Here is a 15759-nt window from a genome sequence, read left to right as displayed (position 1 = left end):
TGTAATGTCTTTTTTCTCTATAGTATTACTATAGATTGAAAGGATTATAAAATAATGAGAATGTATTTATCTTCTCTCTTTTTGGTTTTAACAATATTTATTTTAACTGTAAGTTGTTCAAGACCAGGTACACAAGAAGATCTACTAAATTCTGCTGATGGTTCTAAACACACATCACCTATTATAATTAATACACCAACAGCAACGCCTTTACCAACAGCAACACCAACTATGAGTCCAGAAAAATTAGGTCAAAATCCACAAACAGCTGATACAGTCCTTGTTCATTACACCGGAACATTAGAAAACGGTGAACAATTTGATTCTTCTATTGACAGAGAACCTTTAGAATTTGTCATAGGAACAGAACAGGTTATCAAAGGATTTGAGGAAGGCGTTAAATCTCTTGTTATAGGAGAAACAAAAACTATACGCTTAGAACCAGAGGATGCCTACGGTGAATGGACGGAAGCTCTATTAATCAAAACTCCTGCAGAACCGTTACCTCCAGGTATGGGAGTAGGTGCAAAACTACAATTACAAAATGGACAAATTGTAGTAATTTATGAAATAACTGATGAGCATATTACTTTAGATGCAAATCATGAACTTGCTGGTAAAGTGCTAATTTTCGAATTAACACTTGTAGATATAAATCCTTAATCATATACGATTCTTTCAGTATCAAATGCATTTCGTCCCATATAAATAATTACCCAAGCATCATCTTCAACAGGTATTTGTTTATGTATATCATTTGGAACATCAGGCCAATAAACATAATCTCCAGGTCGTATAATTGTATCAAGTGTCTGAGTTACCTTTTGTGGATCAGCATCTTCAACAGCCCATTGTGTGTAAAACTGTTCACGGATATAACCACACAAAGCACCCCAGCTTCCATGATTGTGAATCGCAGTAGGTCCATCAAATTTTGCTAATTGGAGAACTGGGCCATGGGGATCTGCATCTTCGTACAATACATACGATTCAGCTGCATTTGCACCTCTTCCACGATGATTACCAAACCTAAATAAATCTTCAATATTAGAAAGCTTGGATAATTCTTTAGAAATTTTTGATAAAGTTTCTTCATTGATTCCTTCGGTTTTAATAATTTCTTTTGAAAATTCAACAAATTTGTTAATTTGATCATTTTTTTCCATATATATCCTCACATATTGAATATTTATATTTTTGCATAATATTTACCCTTTATTTCTTGAACAGTAATTCCTTCAGAAACTAAAAAATTTAAATGACCTTCAATTCCTCCAGGAAATTTACTATTCAATTCACCTTTATTTTTCACGACTCGCCAATATGGTGACGTAATATCACCTTCGTCATATGACTTTGCTATGAGATTGATAAAAATAGCTGTAGTCATCGGGCATGTTATATCTGTTCCATATTCAACTGACAATTGATCTCTAATCGCATTTAAAGTCATAATTTCTCCCATTGGGATCATATCTATAATTTTTTTTATATCGATAGGATTAGGTATCGCCATAGATCCACCGCCCCAAATTATAGGAGCATCCTTTACTTTGGGTAAATCTTGTTTGGAATTAATTTTTTCATAACTCGATTTTTTAACCATGGAATTAACTTCCAATTACTTATAAATTCCAGACTTTATGGCAAGCATTTTTGAAATTCCGTATAGAGTTTTTATATTGGGAACCTTTATATGTAAAATATCTGCAAGTTCTACAACCGAACCAATAATACTTTCTAATTCAATTGGTCGACCTTGTTCGTAATCTTGTAACATTGATGTTTTATGCTCGCCTACACTTTTAGCGCCTTCTAATCTCTGATCTACACTAACTTGCATTTTAACGCCTAACGCTGTTGCCACAGATTCTGCTTCAAGCATGACATTTCGAGCAAAATCTTTCGTTATCTCATTCTCTGTAATATCTTTCAAACTACCTTTTGTAATCATGCTGATAGGATTCATTGCAATATTTCCCATTAATTTAACCCATATTTCGTTCCGTAAATTGGGTCTAACTGGACTTTTAAATCCTGCTTTAATTAATGCTGTTGAAAGGGTTTTGCATCTTTCAGAAATACTCCCGTCAGGTTCACCTAAAGAAAATCTATCCCCTTCAAGGTGTGTTACAACACCTGGCTCAGAAATAATTGCTGAAGGATATACAATACATCCTATTATGCTCTTATTTTCTATATTTGATTCAATAATATTTTTTGGATCCAAGGAATTAAGTTTCGTATTTTTAAATTTAGTATCTAAACCATAAAAATACCACCACGGAATACCATTTTGCGCAGTTACTACAGCAGTATTTTCATCACAGAGATAGGGTATATTTTCCGCAATTGCTTCCAGTCCATTGGTTTTAACAGTAATAAAAAGATAATCAACAGGTCCAATATCCTTAGGATTTTCAGCTAATGAAGGATGTGAAATATACGTTTCTCCAGATTCAATAACCGTTACACCAGATTTTTGCATTGCTTGTAAATGAGGGCCTCTAGCAATTAATGTCACATCTTCACCACTAAGATGAAGTTTAGCTCCTAATAAGGCACCTATAGCGCCAGCTCCATATATAGCAATCTTCATATTTGTCTTCCTTAAAGTCTTACGATGACGCTAATTCTTCTGCTACCAAACGACGTTGAATTTTACCTGTTGCTGTTCGTGGGATTGATTCAACGATATATATTCTTCGAGGACATTTAAAATTAGCTAACTTTTCACGAACAAAAGAAATTAATTCTTGTTCTGTAACTTCCCCACTTACTACAACTGCTGCTGAAGGCTCTTCTCCATGAACAGCACTAGGAGCACCAAATGCTACTGCCTCGGCAACTTTAGGATGATCCATTAACGCTTCATCAATTTCTCTTGGTGAAATTTTTTCGCCACTTCTATTTATTAATTCCTTTAATCTCCCAGTTAGACTTAAATAACCATTATCATCTATCACTCCCTGATCACCAGTCCTAAACCATCCATTAGTAAAAGCGGTGCTATTAGCTTCAGGATTATCTTCATATGCATCAATTACATTTTTACCTTTAATTACAACTTCGCCAAGCTCATGATTCTCGAGTAAGTTACCTTCTTCATCCATTATGGCAATTTCTATACCAGTAGGAGTACCTACTGAGCCAGGAAGTCTATCGCTTGGAGGTAATGGATTTGATGACATTTGATGAGATGCTTCAGTCATTCCATATGCCTCTAATACAGGTACCTGAAAAATAGATTCCAAGTCGTCCATTAATATTGGGGCTAAGGAAGAACTACATGATCTGATAAATCGCAATTCAGAATTTATTTGAGCGTCTTCTCCTTTGTTTTGACTCTTAATTCTATTAACAAAAGTTTGATGCATGGTTGGAACTGCTGTATACCATGTAACATTAAAATCAGTAATCCATTGATTCATTCTTAAAGGATTAAATCCCGAAGGTATTACAACTGTACCGCTTGTAGCTAATGTTGAAAGTAATGACGCGACTAAACCATGTACGTGAAATAAAGGCATAACGCATAATGAAACGTCACTGTTATTTAAATTATATGTATCAGCTATATTTGAAATTGATGATAATAAATTACTATGTTTTAATGGAACTCTTTTGGGTCTGCTTGTAGTTCCACTAGTATGCAAAACCAACGCAACATCATCTGAAGAAGCATAATTACCAGAGGAAGACGTGTCATCTATATCTTTTAAAGATACTTCTCCTTGATCTGTTACAAGCACTGTTGCTACTTTTACATCACTACTTAAAAAATCTAAATTAGAATGATCAAAATCTTCAGGAACAATCACGACTTTAGCGTCTGTATCATCTAAATAAAATTCTAATTCATCACGCTTATATCCGGGATTTAAAGGCGCAGCAGTGCCTACTGATGCAGCAGAAATAAAGCATATAACTGTTTCTATAGCATTAGGTAAAATCATTGCTACACGATCACCAGGAGCCACGCCAACATTTTGCAACTGATTATTTATTCTATTAATTTGGTTTAAAATATTAGCATAAGTTAAAACAATACCTTCTGGAGTTTTAAGGGCTATGTTGTCTTGTTTAGCATTGGCAATCACATCCATTAGAATATTAGCACTATTTATCTCATTCATAATCTCTCCCAAATATTTTTTCACTAGAAAAGCAATTGTACCATGATTTGGAACCTTTCTCAGTATATGATATACTCTATTTCCACTGTCGCAACTAAAGCTGCAATTATTCTTGGTAATTTAAGTAAATTTTGGGATATTTAACAAATGAAAGTAATAATCGTAGATGGGCATTCAGAAGACCCAGAAGAAATATCTACATGCATTAAAACTAGATGGCCTGAGGCTATAGTTACTTTAACTACTGCCCAAGATGATACAATTAGACTTATTAAAAACACATTACCTGATCTCGTAATTATTGATCTTGCACCAAAAGAAGAAAATGGCTTTTACTTATGTAAAGAAATTAGATACTTTTCAGAAGTTCCAATTATCATGCTTTCTAATAATAGCGATGATAGAAGTGTTGTAAAAGGACTCGAATGGGGAGCAGATGATTGGATTATTAAACCGTTCAGTTATATACAATTTTTGGCTAGAATTCAAGCAGTTATAAGAAGAAGTCGAACACTTCCATTATCTCAAAATGATACCCCTTTTGAAACAAAAGATTTAACAGTCGAATTTGAATCAAAAGAAGTGAAAGTTCGAGGAAAACAAGCAAAATTAACCTATATTGAATATAATATCCTTTTCCACTTGATTAAAAATCTTGGACGCCCTTTATCTAGTGAACAACTCTTAGATAAAGTATGGGGTCAACAATACTTAGATACAAAATACTTACCTAAAATACATATTCAACACCTCAGACAAAAAATAGAGCGAGACCCAACAAAACCAAAAATTATAGTCACCGAAAGAGGCCAAGGCTATAAATTAGTAATATCACGATAGATTAAATAAATTAAAAGGACAAAAATGACTACCATTAACGAATATCAACTATCCAATAAAATAATACCTACTAATTATAATTTATCTCTAACACCTGATTTTGATACTATGACCTTTAAGGGCAAAGTAATAATAGAACTGTCCTTATCTGAGCCTACCAATCAAATTACGATGAATGCAATTGAATTAGACTTAATAAGTTCTTCTATTTCTACAGACTCAGAAACATTGTCATCCATCGACTTCAAATACAATGAAGACAAAGAACAAGTAACAGTAAATTTTGATAAAACTATCAATGAATCGAAAGCTTCGCTATCGGTCGAATTTACAGGAATTTTGAATGACAGACTGCATGGTTTTTATCGAAGTACATATGAAGATGAAAAGGGAAATAAGAAAATTATGGCGTGTACTCAATTTGAACCAACTGACGCCAGAAGGGCTTTCCCTTGTTGGGATGAACCAGAAATTAAAAGTACATTTGAAATAGTCTTAAATGTTCCAGAAGATATGGAAGCTATTTCCAATATGCCAATAACAAAAGAAGAGGTTTCTGAAAATAGTTACAAGAAAGTATATTTTGATAAAACACCAATTATGTCTACCTATTTACTAGCCTTTATCATTGGCGATCTCGATAAATGCACAACAATAGCTGAAAATAACGTTGAAATTAATATATGGGCAACAAAACATAATGTCATACATGGAGAATTTGCACTTGAAGTAGCTAAAGATTTACTTGAATACTATAACGAATACTTCCAAATTGATTATCCTTTACCAAAACTCGACCACTTAGCGATTCCTGATTTTGCAGCAGGAGCTATGGAAAATTGGGGTGCAATTACTTATAGAGAGGTAGCATTACTTTTTGATAAAAATAACTCTGCACCAGCAACAAAACAACGAATAGCTGAAATTGTAGCACACGAAATGGCACATATGTGGTTTGGTGACTTAGTGACTATGAAATGGTGGAATGATTTATGGCTCAATGAAAGCTTTGCATCCTGGATGGCCACAAAAGCAATCGATCATTTATTTCCTGAATGGAATATGTGGACACAATTTATCTATACAGATTATAACTCCGGCTTATCCTTAGATGGCCTTGAAAATTCACACCCAATTGTTCAAGCAGTCAATAATCCTTCAGAAATAAACCAATTATTCGATGCAATAAGCTACAGCAAAGGCGCCTCAATAATACGTATGCTTGAAACTTACGTAGGTGAAGACAAGTTTCGAGATGGTTTAAGAAAATATATGCAACTATATAAATACTCTAATGCTGAAGGTAACAATTTATGGGAGTGTATCCAAGAAGCTTCAGAAACAGAAATTATACCAATGATGGCAAGTTGGACAAAACAAACTGGATATCCAGTCATAAATCTTACATGGGAATCAGATTCTAAATTGAATTTAAATCAAGAACGATTTCTCTATTCAAATAAAACCAAATTACCAGATACATGGTTAGTACCAATATCAATTGTAAGTGGTAAAAATATGGATAACGTAAACTCTTTTATACTTAATTCAACTTCAACTACCATTGATGCCCCAACTGATACAAACAATGGTTTCATGAAAGTTAACTATGACACTGCTGGTTTCTATAGAGTTAATTATCCTAAGGAACACTGGAAAAACTTGTCAGAATTGATAAATAAACAGCTATTAAAACCAACAGATCGATTATCAATACAATCTGATGCTTATGCATTAGCAAAAGCACGCAAAATTAGTGCTACGGTCTTTTTAGAATTAATTAAAGCCTATAACAATGAAAAAGATTTTGGAGTTTGGAGCGATTTAACTAATAACATGCGATCCATAGATTTACTTCTGAGAAAAACAAAATTGGGGAAGATCTATAGAAATATGTGTGTCGAAACCCTAAAACCAATCGGGCAAAAACTCGGATGGGAAGTAAGCCCAAATGAAGGTCATTTAGAATCTTTATTACGTACCACTATTCTCTCTTCACTTGGAAGTTTTGGAGACAAAGATACCATTAACAAATCAATCGAATTATTAGAGCAATTTTTTTCTAACAAAATTTCTTTGGCACCTGAGCTACGTTCTATTGTATACAATTTATCTGCACAAACCGGAGATAAAAGTATTTATAACCTAATACTAGATAGAGCGAGAAAAGAACAGCTACAAGAAGAAAAACTACGATTGTATGCCTCTCTATGTAGAGTTGAAAATGATGAGTTATTCAATAAAACATTGCAACTAAGTATCAGTGATGAAATTCGTACACAAGATACTGTCTCTTTGTTATCACTAATGTCAGTTAATAGAAATAACGGTGCAGAAGCTACATGGAACTTTATCAAATCAAACTGGGATCTACTAGACGAACGATATGGGTCTGGTGGATTTGCTATGATGCGACTTGTCGGAATTACCGGAAACTTACTTACACAATCAGATTATGATAATGTTGAAGGATTTTTTAATGATCACCCTATTGAATCAGCGTATAGAACTCTTCAACAGTCTTTAGAGAGAATAGATGCAAATATAGCTTGGCTTGAACACCATATTGATGAAATTGAGTCATTGTTAAATTCTAGATAAAATTGAAACTAATTCATCACCTAATTGTTGTGTAGATGCTGTTCCTCCAAGATCAGGAGTTAGCACTTTTTTATCTTCAATGAGCTGGTATACTGATCTAATTATTTTTTCATCTAATTCTGATTCACCTAAATGCCTAAGCATCATACCTGCAGATAATACAGCAGCTATAGGATTTGATATATTTTTACCCACAATATCAGGTGCACTTCCGTGTACTGGTTCAAATAGGGAAGGAAACTGTTTTTCTGGGTTAATATTTGCACTAGGAGCTAAACCCATACTACCAGTAATTACAGCAGCTATATCGGATAAAATATCCCCAAATAAATTACTACCAACAATTACATCAAACTCTGATGGTCTACGTATCAAATCCATACATGCGGCATCAACCAACAACGATTCTGTTTCAACATTTGGATATTCAGATGCAACTTCTTGAAATACCTTATCCCAAAAAACCATACCATATCTTTGTGCATTAGATTTAGTCACAGAAGTTAACTTAGGTGTTTTAGATCTTGAAATTGCAACCTCGAAAGCATATCTAATTATTCGTTCAGTTCCTTTTCTGGTAAAGATTGCAGTTTGGATTGCAACTTCATCCTCAGTATCTGGTTTAAAATTCCCTCCCACTGAGGCATATTCTCCTTCAGTATTTTCTCTTACCACGACTAAATCGACGTTGGGGTTTACAAGTGGCGAGACAACACCTGGGAACAAAATATTTGGTCTAAGACATACGTATTGATCTAAACCTTTTCTCATAGGTATTAATAAACCATTCAATGTGATATGATCTGGAATTTCAGGGTCACCCACTGCACCAAAATATATTGCATCGAAATTCTTTAATGATTCTAAGCCATTTTCTGGCATCATTAATCCATTTTGACGATAATAGTCGGAACCCCAATCAAAATAATCGAAATGAAAATTGATCTCTTCCTGTTCTTCTAATAATTTAAGAACCTTGATTCCTTCATTAATAACTTCAGAACCTATACCGTCCCCAGGAATGACTGCAATTGAATAAGTATTCATACAATAGATTTATTTGATACTAGATAAATAAAATAAGTTAGCCTCTCCATTAGGAAGCTGAATTTCCACCTCAGATCCTGCAGGCATACCATATATAGCTCTTCCAATTGGAGACTGAATCGATAATTTGCCTTCTTTAGGGTTGGATTCACTAGATTCTACTAACATATATGAATTTTGCTTATTAGTAGTCCTGTTCTTTATAACGATAGTAGAACCGACAAATGCAGCTGATTTACCTCTTCTTTTAATACTTTTAGAGTCCATAACTCGAGATTTTTTTAAAGTCTCTTCTATTTCCCGAATTCTTCCTTCATTTTTCCCTTGTGCTTCTCTTGCTGCATCCAAAGGAGCATTTTCACTGAAATCACCTGTTGCAGCAGCTTTCCGTATATCCTCTGCAATATCTTCACGTCTTAGTCTCAAATCTTCTACTTCTTGCTCTAGTTTATTCCAGCCTTCCTGAGTTAACATATCAAATTGTTCTTCATGACCTTGTCCAGTAGAAGCAATTGTTGTTTTTCTTTTACGGATTTTTATATATCTGGATAAATCTAAAGTAATTATTTCATTCTTATATAATGTTGAAAAAAACTTTTTCAAACTCTTCATAGTTGCACTAGAGTCAACATTATTATCATTTATACTAGAGCAGTATTCTTCTATTTGGACTGGACTTAATTCAGTAATATCCCTATCTTCACCAAACCATCTCAAAAGAAGACCCATCGCATTCTCTGATTCAGCCACAGTTCCACTTTTTTGTGATTGTAAATAATCAAACATTACAGCTTGTAAAGTATTATTAGAAACCTCACCCAAAATATAAACCCTCCAGTCACAATATATACATACTATTTATAAAATAAAATTTGAATCAATTGCAATTAGCGTAGTTTAGGAATAAAATACTTCTCACTTTATTTTAACTATTACATAGTATAAAATATGATTATACACTAATCCAGAAAATATGGCACTAATTGGTGTATCTAAATCTTTTCAAATGAATGGGAGTATAAATGGGATCAGGTTTTCTCAAAAATACTGGAGCATATTTAGGAATAGCGCTCATAGTAATTGGTGTTTTTTACCTTATGGTATCAAATCAATCCTCATCAGAAATTGCAATTACTGAAGTAATTTCTCTAGCGCAAGATGATAGAGTTGAAAATATAACTGTAGATGGAAATAATCTTACTATAACCACCAACGATTACCCTCCACAAAGATTTACTTCCAGAAAAGAATCTGATTCTAGTATGGTAGACATATTACAGAATGCCGGAGTCACAAATACAGTGAAAATAACAGTTAAAGGAGCAAGTGGCGTATCTAATTTTCTAGGTATAATAGTAAACTTTCTCCCGTTAATATTCTTTGGTGCAATCCTTTTATTCATGATGAGACAAGCACAAGGAACAGGTTCTCAAGCCATGAGCTTCGGAAGAAGCCGCGCAAGAGTTTCGCTTGGTAATAAACCTGGAGTTACATTTGATGACGTTGCTGGAGCTGATGAAGCCAAGCTTGAGTTAGAAGAAGTAGTTGAATTTTTAAAACACGCTGAAAGATTCTTATCACTAGGAGCAAAGATTCCTAGAGGTGTACTCCTAGTCGGTCCTCCTGGTACAGGTAAAACCCTTTTAGCCAAAGCAGTAGCAGGAGAAGCAGGGGTTCCTTTCTTTTCAATTAGCGGTAGTGAATTTGTGGAAATGTTTGTTGGAGTTGGAGCGGCAAGAGTTAGAGATTTATTTGATCAAGCAAAAAAGAATTCACCTTCTATAGTTTTTGTTGACGAAATTGATGCAGTTGGACGACACCGTGGAGCAGGTTTAGGTGGTGGCCATGACGAAAGAGAACAAACTCTAAATCAAATTCTTGTTGAAATTGATGGGTTTGATTCTACAAGTAATGTAATCGTTATTGCAGCTACAAATAGACCTGATATCCTAGACCCTGCTTTATTACGACCTGGTCGATTTGATCGTCGGGTAACTCTAGATTTACCCGATATTAGTGGTCGTCAGGCAATATTAAAAGTTCACTCTCAAGGAAAACCCATTGATGATAATGTTAACCTTGAGGTCGTGGCAAAAGAAACGCCTGGATTTAGTGGCGCTGATTTAGCTAACTTAGTCAACGAAGCTGCAATTTTAGCTGCAAGGCGAAAAAAAACATCGATCACATTTGATGAATTTGGTGAATCTATAGATAGGGTCTTACTAGGGCCTGAAAGAAAAAGTAGGATAATTAGTCATTTAGAACGAGAAATAACAGCATACCACGAAGCTGGGCATACAATTGTTGGGCATATGCTACCAGATTGTGATCCAGTTCAGAAGGTATCAATCGTATCGAGAGGAATGGCTGGCGGTTATACTAAATCTATACCAGCTGAAGATCGCCATATGTACAGTTTAGAGCAATTTAAAAGTATGATGGCCATGGCCATGGGGGGTCGAGTTGCTGAGCAAATAATATTTGAAAAAATTACTACCGGAGCTAGCAATGACCTTGAAAATGCAACAAGAATGGCACGTAATATGGTTGTACGCTATGGAATGAGCGAAAATCTAGGCCCCAGAACATTTGGCGAAAGAGAAGAAATGGTATTTCTTGGTAGACAAATAAGTGAACAAAGAGATTATAGCGACAATATTGCTCAACAAATTGATGAAGAAGTAAAAGCTTTAGTTACAGAAGCATATGACCTTGCTCATAATATGATAAGTAAGCATCGTGCAAAGCTGGTACAGTTAGCACGACATTTATTAACTCACGAAACAGTTGAGGGTGAAGAGTTGATAACTCTATTAGACTCAGAAGCTCCTCCTATTGAATCTGAGGTAACTCATCAACCAAATGAATAAATGGATAAACTTATATAATTGGAAAGAATATCTTCCATCGATTAAAGATCAATTATTAATCGGATTTTCTTTAATAGTATTATTAGGTATATACTCTTTTCCTAAATTGTTTTTCTACCTACCAATTATGTGGCCATTACTGATAGCTATTCCGATCATCGGAATCCAAATAAAACAAAGAATTAAAACAAGGTATCAATTTGTTGTTATATTTTCGTGGTTTATCATTAATTTTATAATATTTTATACCAGTCCAATAAATTTAATTTCATTGAATTGAATTATGTTTTATTACCCTCCAGAAGGTGCACCTGTGATACCAGGTTCAGTCATCTTAAAAGGGTCTAAAAGTTCTTGAAGTTCTTCATCTGTTAAATCTGTCTGTTCTTTAGCCACTTCCCTTACTGTTTTACCTGTTTTTTCTGCTTCTTTAGCAATATTTGCAGAAGCATCGTAACCAATTCTAGGTACTAATCCTGTGCATATTGCCAAACCCTTTTCAACCATATCAGGACCTGCAGATGTTGCTTTAATACCTCGTAGACATTGCTCGACAAAATTATCAATAACTGAAGCTAATAAAGTAACAGATTGAATTAAATTATACGCAGCAACTGGCATCATCACATTTATTTCAAAGTTTCCAGACTGACCAGCAATAGTTACGGATGTATCATTCCCAATAACTTGAGCAGCAACCTGACAAACAGACTCAGGAATAACTGGATTCACTTTTCCAGGCATAATAGAACTACCAGGTTGTACTTCTGGTAAAGCAATTTCAGCAAACCCTGCTCTTGGCCCAGAACCTAACCAACGTATATCATTTGCAATTTTCAATAAACTAACTGCAATAGTTTTAGTAACTCCACTTGCTTCAACCATATTATCCAGAGTACTTTGTGACTGAAAATGATTACTCGTTTCACGGATATCTAAATTTAAATACTTACTGAGCTTTTGAGTTATTAAACTAGCAAATTCTGGATGAGTGTTTACTCCTGTACCAACTGCTGTTCCTCCTATAGCTACTTCGCATAATTCTGATAAAGCATGTTGTAATCGTTTTATCGATCTGTCTGCTTGTCCTGCATATCCATCAAATTCTTGTCCTAAACGTATCGGAGTTGCATCTTGCAAGTGAGTTCTTCCTGTTTTTATAATATCGAAAAATTCTATACTTTTTTCTTTCAAGACAATAGATAATTTTTCTAAAGCAGGGATTAATGAATGGGATATAACCGCAGCTGCGGTTATATGAATAGCTGTGGGGATAACATCATTGGATGATTGCCCCATATTCACATGATCATTTGGATGAACTAAACCCCTTGATCCCCGTTCGGCACCAAGTATTTCTGCAGAACGATTAGCTATAACCTCATTAGCATTCATATTTGTAGAAGTTCCTGAACCAGTTTGGAAAATATCTACAACAAAATGATCTTCAAACTTACCTTCTATAACTTCATCAGCAGAAGAAATTATTGCCTTTCCTAATTTTTCATCAAGTAATCCCAATTCAATATTTGTCTCTGCTGCCACTTTTTTAATCAAAGCCAAATTACCATTAAATTCTTTAGAAAATCTTAAAGTACTAATTGGAAAATTGAGAACTGCTCGTTGTGTAGAAGCTCCATAATATGCATCTGCATTAACTTCCATCTCACCCATTGAGTCGCGTTCTATTCTTTTTTTATCACTCATTTTATTCTCCGCAATATTATTGATTAAAACTATAAAATTATAGCTGATCTAGCCTGCTAATAACAAGATTGAATATGAGGTTTATTTATCCCGTAAATTAGAATGACTTTTATGCTTGTACCTAGATTCTGTATCACTGTAATATAAATTTATTCATAAATATGGCAAGGTGGGGAAAATGGTAAATGAAAATACTTTAGCATTCCAAGATATGGGTGGTGGAACAAATATGCTACCTAAATCTGAAAGACCAAAAATTATTGATATGCGATGTAGATTAACAACTGCTTCACAATCAGACTATTTCAGACAGCGCACCCAACACAGTGGAGCTTATGATTCTATCAATGCATTTAAGGATGGTTCTATAGAATCATTCTTTCGAGATCTTGATGAGGCAGGTGTCACAACAGCTGTATCAGTATCCGGAATGAATAAAGGTATGACTCTAGGACACAGCGTATTCCCTGAACGAACAACTTCTAATGATGAGCAGGCACAAATCCAGAAAGAAAATCCTGCTAGGTTTGTAGCATGTGCTGGAATTGATGCTTGGGGTGTTTTTCATGACCCATTAGAAGAAATTGAACGTTGTAAAAAATTAGGATTTAAAGTTGTATTTATTGAGCCTGGTAGAGGCCCAAATTATGCTGATAATTTAGCAGATCCACGTCTTTACCCTATATATCAAAAATGCCTTGATTTAGATATTGCAATTAGTCCTCAAACATCCGGACCATTGGGTGGATTGAATATCGACTATGCCCATCCTAAATACATTGACCAAGTAGCACATGATTTCCCAGATCTTACCATAATTTGTGGGCATGGCCATTATCCTTATATACGAGAAATTATTACTATAGCGAGTATGAGAAGAGATAATATATACGTATCTCCTGATGCATATTTAACTATGTTAGGCACAGAAGATTGGGTTAAAGCAGTAAACAGTTCTTGGGGAATTTCAGATAGGTTTATTTTTGGTAGCGCATATCCTTTATTAAACCTAACAAACTACACTAATTTCTTTTTCTCACTTCCTTGGAAAGAAGAAGTATTGGATAAAATCTGTTGGAAAAATGCCATAAATGCACTTAAACTTTATGATGTACCTGAAATTAAAGAACTATATGGGTTAGATTAATACTATGAACAAAGAGCAATTTAATCCCGCATATAGGTTAGCTGTTTCATATATTGATAAGTCACGACATTTCTATGCAGCGCAAGGATATGAAATTCCATATCGATGGGCGGTAAATGAAAAAGTACCTTTTACAAAACTAACTAAACCTTTATCAGAGTGTAATGTTGGACTTGTCACGACTGCATCTTTACCAAATCCAAATATATCCATTGATTTTGATCCAGGCATATTACAAATTGGGTCAAGCTATAAATTCTCAACGTCTCCCACACCTCCCGCCCTATACACTATGGATAGATCATGGGATAAAAAAGCAACCCATACCCATGACTTAGGAAGTTTTTTCCCATTAGACCATCTTAAAACCCTTGTAAAAGAAAAGGTAATAAAGTCAATTTCAAGGAATTTTTATGGTGCTCCTACCGATTATTCTCAAAGGAAAACTAATCAAAATGTGGCCCCTGAAATATTAGATTATATGCAAAAAGATTTAGTAGATGTTGCACTCTTAGTTCCTCTGTGACCTGTTTGTCACCAAACCGTGAGTTTGGTTGCAAGATATCTCGAAGAAAATGGTATTCCTACGGTAATAATAGGATCAGCAAGAGACATAGTAGAACAATGTGGGGTCCCAAGATTTATATTTTCGGATTTTCCTCTGGGTAATCCTGTTGGACTGCCATATGACTCAGCAATGCAAATTGAAACTACCAAAATGGCATTAACACTTATAGATGAAGCTAAGTTTCCTAGAACAACTATACAAACACCCTATACTTGGCATACTCATGAATGGCGAAAAAATTATATGGAAGTAAATGAATCTAATAGAGATATTCTTGCACGAGCAGGAGAAATACGACGAGCTAGGCAATCAGAGCGCAAAAACACTAATTAGACTGAGTTGCTGCCTTCCTGACAACATTTTCACCCCAACAAATTACACGACTGTTTTCGTTTTTTAAAACATTTTTTGATAATCTTTTCAGATAAATAATTTCTTCTAATCGGCTGGCATCTAAGTCTGGCCAGGTATCTATATATACAAAATCAAATTTCTCTTCTGTTTTATCTAAATAATTATTTATATCATCATGAATTATTTTCATCTTAGGTGTTTTAATATAATCATAAACAAGATTAATTACATCTCTTGAAAATTCAACTATCGTTATAGAATTAGCTTTTTGTTCCAACCATCGTGGCACAATACCTAACCCTAAGCCTCCAATTAATACATCTGCATTCTTTGGACACCACCGAACGGAACTAGACATTGTTAAACGTTCCTCTGGGCCATCACTCATCCACATTGTTTCATTTTCTATTAACATAGCACCTGTATAACGTATATATTTACCATTGAAGTATAAATGTGGATGATAACGATGAATTATAGAAAAATGAC

At 34.4% G+C, this 15759-nt stretch carries 15 protein-coding genes; 7 read left to right on the top strand and 8 right to left on the bottom strand.

Annotated elements, in window-relative coordinates:
* Nucleotides 1–231: 231 nt before the first annotated feature.
* Nucleotides 232–663: a peptidylprolyl isomerase gene (locus tag FI695_05505; GenBank protein MQG51417.1), complete on the top strand. Its 432-nt coding sequence runs from the start codon at nt 232–234 to the stop codon at nt 661–663.
* On the opposite strand, the gene FI695_05500 is transcribed toward FI695_05505, so the two are convergent.
* The 4 genes from FI695_05500 to FI695_05485 are packed head-to-tail and all read right to left on the bottom strand — an operon-like array spanning nt 660 to nt 4106.
* Entirely contained in the window at nt 660–1166 is a 507-nt protein-coding gene (locus tag FI695_05500) for a hypothetical protein (GenBank protein ID MQG51416.1), read from the bottom strand. The genes FI695_05505 and FI695_05500 overlap by 4 nt on opposite strands.
* Before the next feature lie 23 nt (nt 1167–1189).
* A complete protein-coding gene (locus FI695_05495; protein ID MQG51415.1) occupies nt 1190–1606 on the bottom strand; it encodes a hypothetical protein in 417 nt (138 codons plus the stop codon).
* A gap of 15 nt (nt 1607–1621) precedes the next feature.
* Complete coding sequence (locus FI695_05490) at nt 1622–2599, bottom strand: 2-dehydropantoate 2-reductase (GenBank protein MQG51414.1); 978 nt, start codon at nt 2597–2599, stop codon at nt 1622–1624.
* 19 nt (nt 2600–2618) lie between these two features.
* Entirely contained in the window at nt 2619–4106 is a 1488-nt protein-coding gene (locus FI695_05485) for an AMP-binding protein (protein ID MQG51413.1), read from the bottom strand.
* Between the two features lie 177 nt (nt 4107–4283).
* On the opposite strand from FI695_05485, the gene FI695_05480 reads away from it, so the two are divergent.
* Both FI695_05480 and FI695_05475 read left to right on the top strand, forming a co-directional pair.
* A complete protein-coding gene (locus FI695_05480) occupies nt 4284–4976 on the top strand; it encodes a response regulator transcription factor (protein ID MQG51412.1) in 693 nt (230 codons plus the stop codon).
* A 24-nt stretch (nt 4977–5000) separates the two neighbouring features.
* The gene (locus FI695_05475) at nt 5001–7577 is read left to right on the top strand and encodes a M1 family metallopeptidase (protein MQG51411.1); all 2577 of its coding nucleotides are present in this window, start codon (nt 5001–5003) and stop codon (nt 7575–7577) included.
* Here FI695_05475 and FI695_05470 read toward each other — a convergent pair.
* Both FI695_05470 and FI695_05465 read right to left on the bottom strand, forming a co-directional pair.
* Nucleotides 7563–8624, bottom strand: coding sequence for a tartrate dehydrogenase (locus FI695_05470; GenBank protein MQG51410.1), 1062 nt, complete (start codon nt 8622–8624; stop codon nt 7563–7565). The two genes, FI695_05475 and FI695_05470, sit on opposite strands and share 15 nt — an antisense overlap.
* 9 nt (nt 8625–8633) lie before the next feature.
* Entirely contained in the window at nt 8634–9446 is an 813-nt protein-coding gene (locus FI695_05465) for a hypothetical protein (protein MQG51409.1), read from the bottom strand.
* 200 nt (nt 9447–9646) lie between these two features.
* On the opposite strand from FI695_05465, the gene FI695_05460 reads away from it, so the two are divergent.
* The gene (locus FI695_05460) at nt 9647–11494 is read left to right on the top strand and encodes an ATP-dependent metallopeptidase FtsH/Yme1/Tma family protein (GenBank protein MQG51408.1); all 1848 of its coding nucleotides are present in this window, start codon (nt 9647–9649) and stop codon (nt 11492–11494) included.
* Nucleotides 11495–11785: 291 nt separating this feature from the next.
* Here FI695_05460 and FI695_05455 read toward each other — a convergent pair whose 3' ends face one another.
* Complete coding sequence (locus FI695_05455; protein ID MQG51407.1) at nt 11786–13201, bottom strand: class II fumarate hydratase; 1416 nt, start codon at nt 13199–13201, stop codon at nt 11786–11788.
* Between the two features lie 178 nt (nt 13202–13379).
* Here FI695_05455 and FI695_05450 point away from each other — a divergent pair, with 178 nt between their 5' ends.
* From FI695_05450 to FI695_05440, 3 genes are read left to right on the top strand one after another with little or no spacing between them, the layout of a single operon-like run.
* Nucleotides 13380–14348, top strand: coding sequence for a hypothetical protein (locus tag FI695_05450; protein MQG51406.1), 969 nt, complete (start codon nt 13380–13382; stop codon nt 14346–14348).
* Nucleotides 14349–14352: 4 nt separating this feature from the next.
* Nucleotides 14353–14874 carry a hypothetical protein gene (locus FI695_05445; protein MQG51405.1) on the top strand — a complete coding sequence of 174 codons (522 nt, stop codon included), beginning with the start codon at nt 14353–14355 and terminating at the stop codon, nt 14872–14874.
* A 24-nt stretch (nt 14875–14898) separates the two neighbouring features.
* Nucleotides 14899–15249, top strand: coding sequence for a hypothetical protein (locus FI695_05440; protein MQG51404.1), 351 nt, complete (start codon nt 14899–14901; stop codon nt 15247–15249).
* On the opposite strand, the gene FI695_05435 is transcribed toward FI695_05440, so the two are convergent.
* On the bottom strand, nt 15242–15685 hold the full coding sequence (locus FI695_05435; protein ID MQG51403.1) for a hypothetical protein: 444 nt from the start codon (nt 15683–15685) through the stop codon (nt 15242–15244). The genes FI695_05440 and FI695_05435 overlap by 8 nt on opposite strands.
* Nucleotides 15686–15759: the final 74 nt, after the last annotated feature.

It is taken from the genome of SAR202 cluster bacterium, assembly GCA_009392515.1.
GTDB lineage: Bacteria > Chloroflexota > Dehalococcoidia > Lucifugimonadales > UBA6952 > UBA6952.
The sequence above is the reverse complement of the archived record's forward strand: the minus strand, read 5'-3'. Positions and strand labels throughout refer to the sequence as shown.

Coding starts and splice junctions, on each gene's coding strand:
- FI695_05505 (MQG51417.1), top strand. CDS start 232: ATGAGTCCAGAAAAATTAGGTCAAAATCCACAAACAGCTGATACAGTC.
- FI695_05500 (MQG51416.1), bottom strand. CDS start 1,166: ATGGAAAAAAATGATCAAATTAACAAATTTGTTGAATTTTCAAAAGAA.
- FI695_05495 (MQG51415.1), bottom strand. CDS start 1,606: ATGGTTAAAAAATCGAGTTATGAAAAAATTAATTCCAAACAAGATTTA.
- FI695_05490 (MQG51414.1), bottom strand. CDS start 2,599: ATGAAGATTGCTATATATGGAGCTGGCGCTATAGGTGCCTTATTAGGA.
- FI695_05485 (MQG51413.1), bottom strand. CDS start 4,106: ATGGATGTGATTGCCAATGCTAAACAAGACAACATAGCCCTTAAAACT.
- FI695_05480 (MQG51412.1), top strand. CDS start 4,284: ATGAAAGTAATAATCGTAGATGGGCATTCAGAAGACCCAGAAGAAATA.
- FI695_05475 (MQG51411.1), top strand. CDS start 5,001: ATGACTACCATTAACGAATATCAACTATCCAATAAAATAATACCTACT.
- FI695_05470 (MQG51410.1), bottom strand. CDS start 8,624: ATGAATACTTATTCAATTGCAGTCATTCCTGGGGACGGTATAGGTTCT.
- FI695_05460 (MQG51408.1), top strand. CDS start 9,647: ATGGGATCAGGTTTTCTCAAAAATACTGGAGCATATTTAGGAATAGCG.
- FI695_05455 (MQG51407.1), bottom strand. CDS start 13,201: ATGAGTGATAAAAAAAGAATAGAACGCGACTCAATGGGTGAGATGGAA.
- FI695_05450 (MQG51406.1), top strand. CDS start 13,380: ATGGTAAATGAAAATACTTTAGCATTCCAAGATATGGGTGGTGGAACA.
- FI695_05445 (MQG51405.1), top strand. CDS start 14,353: ATGAACAAAGAGCAATTTAATCCCGCATATAGGTTAGCTGTTTCATAT.
- FI695_05435 (MQG51403.1), bottom strand. CDS start 15,685: ATGTTAATAGAAAATGAAACAATGTGGATGAGTGATGGCCCAGAGGAA.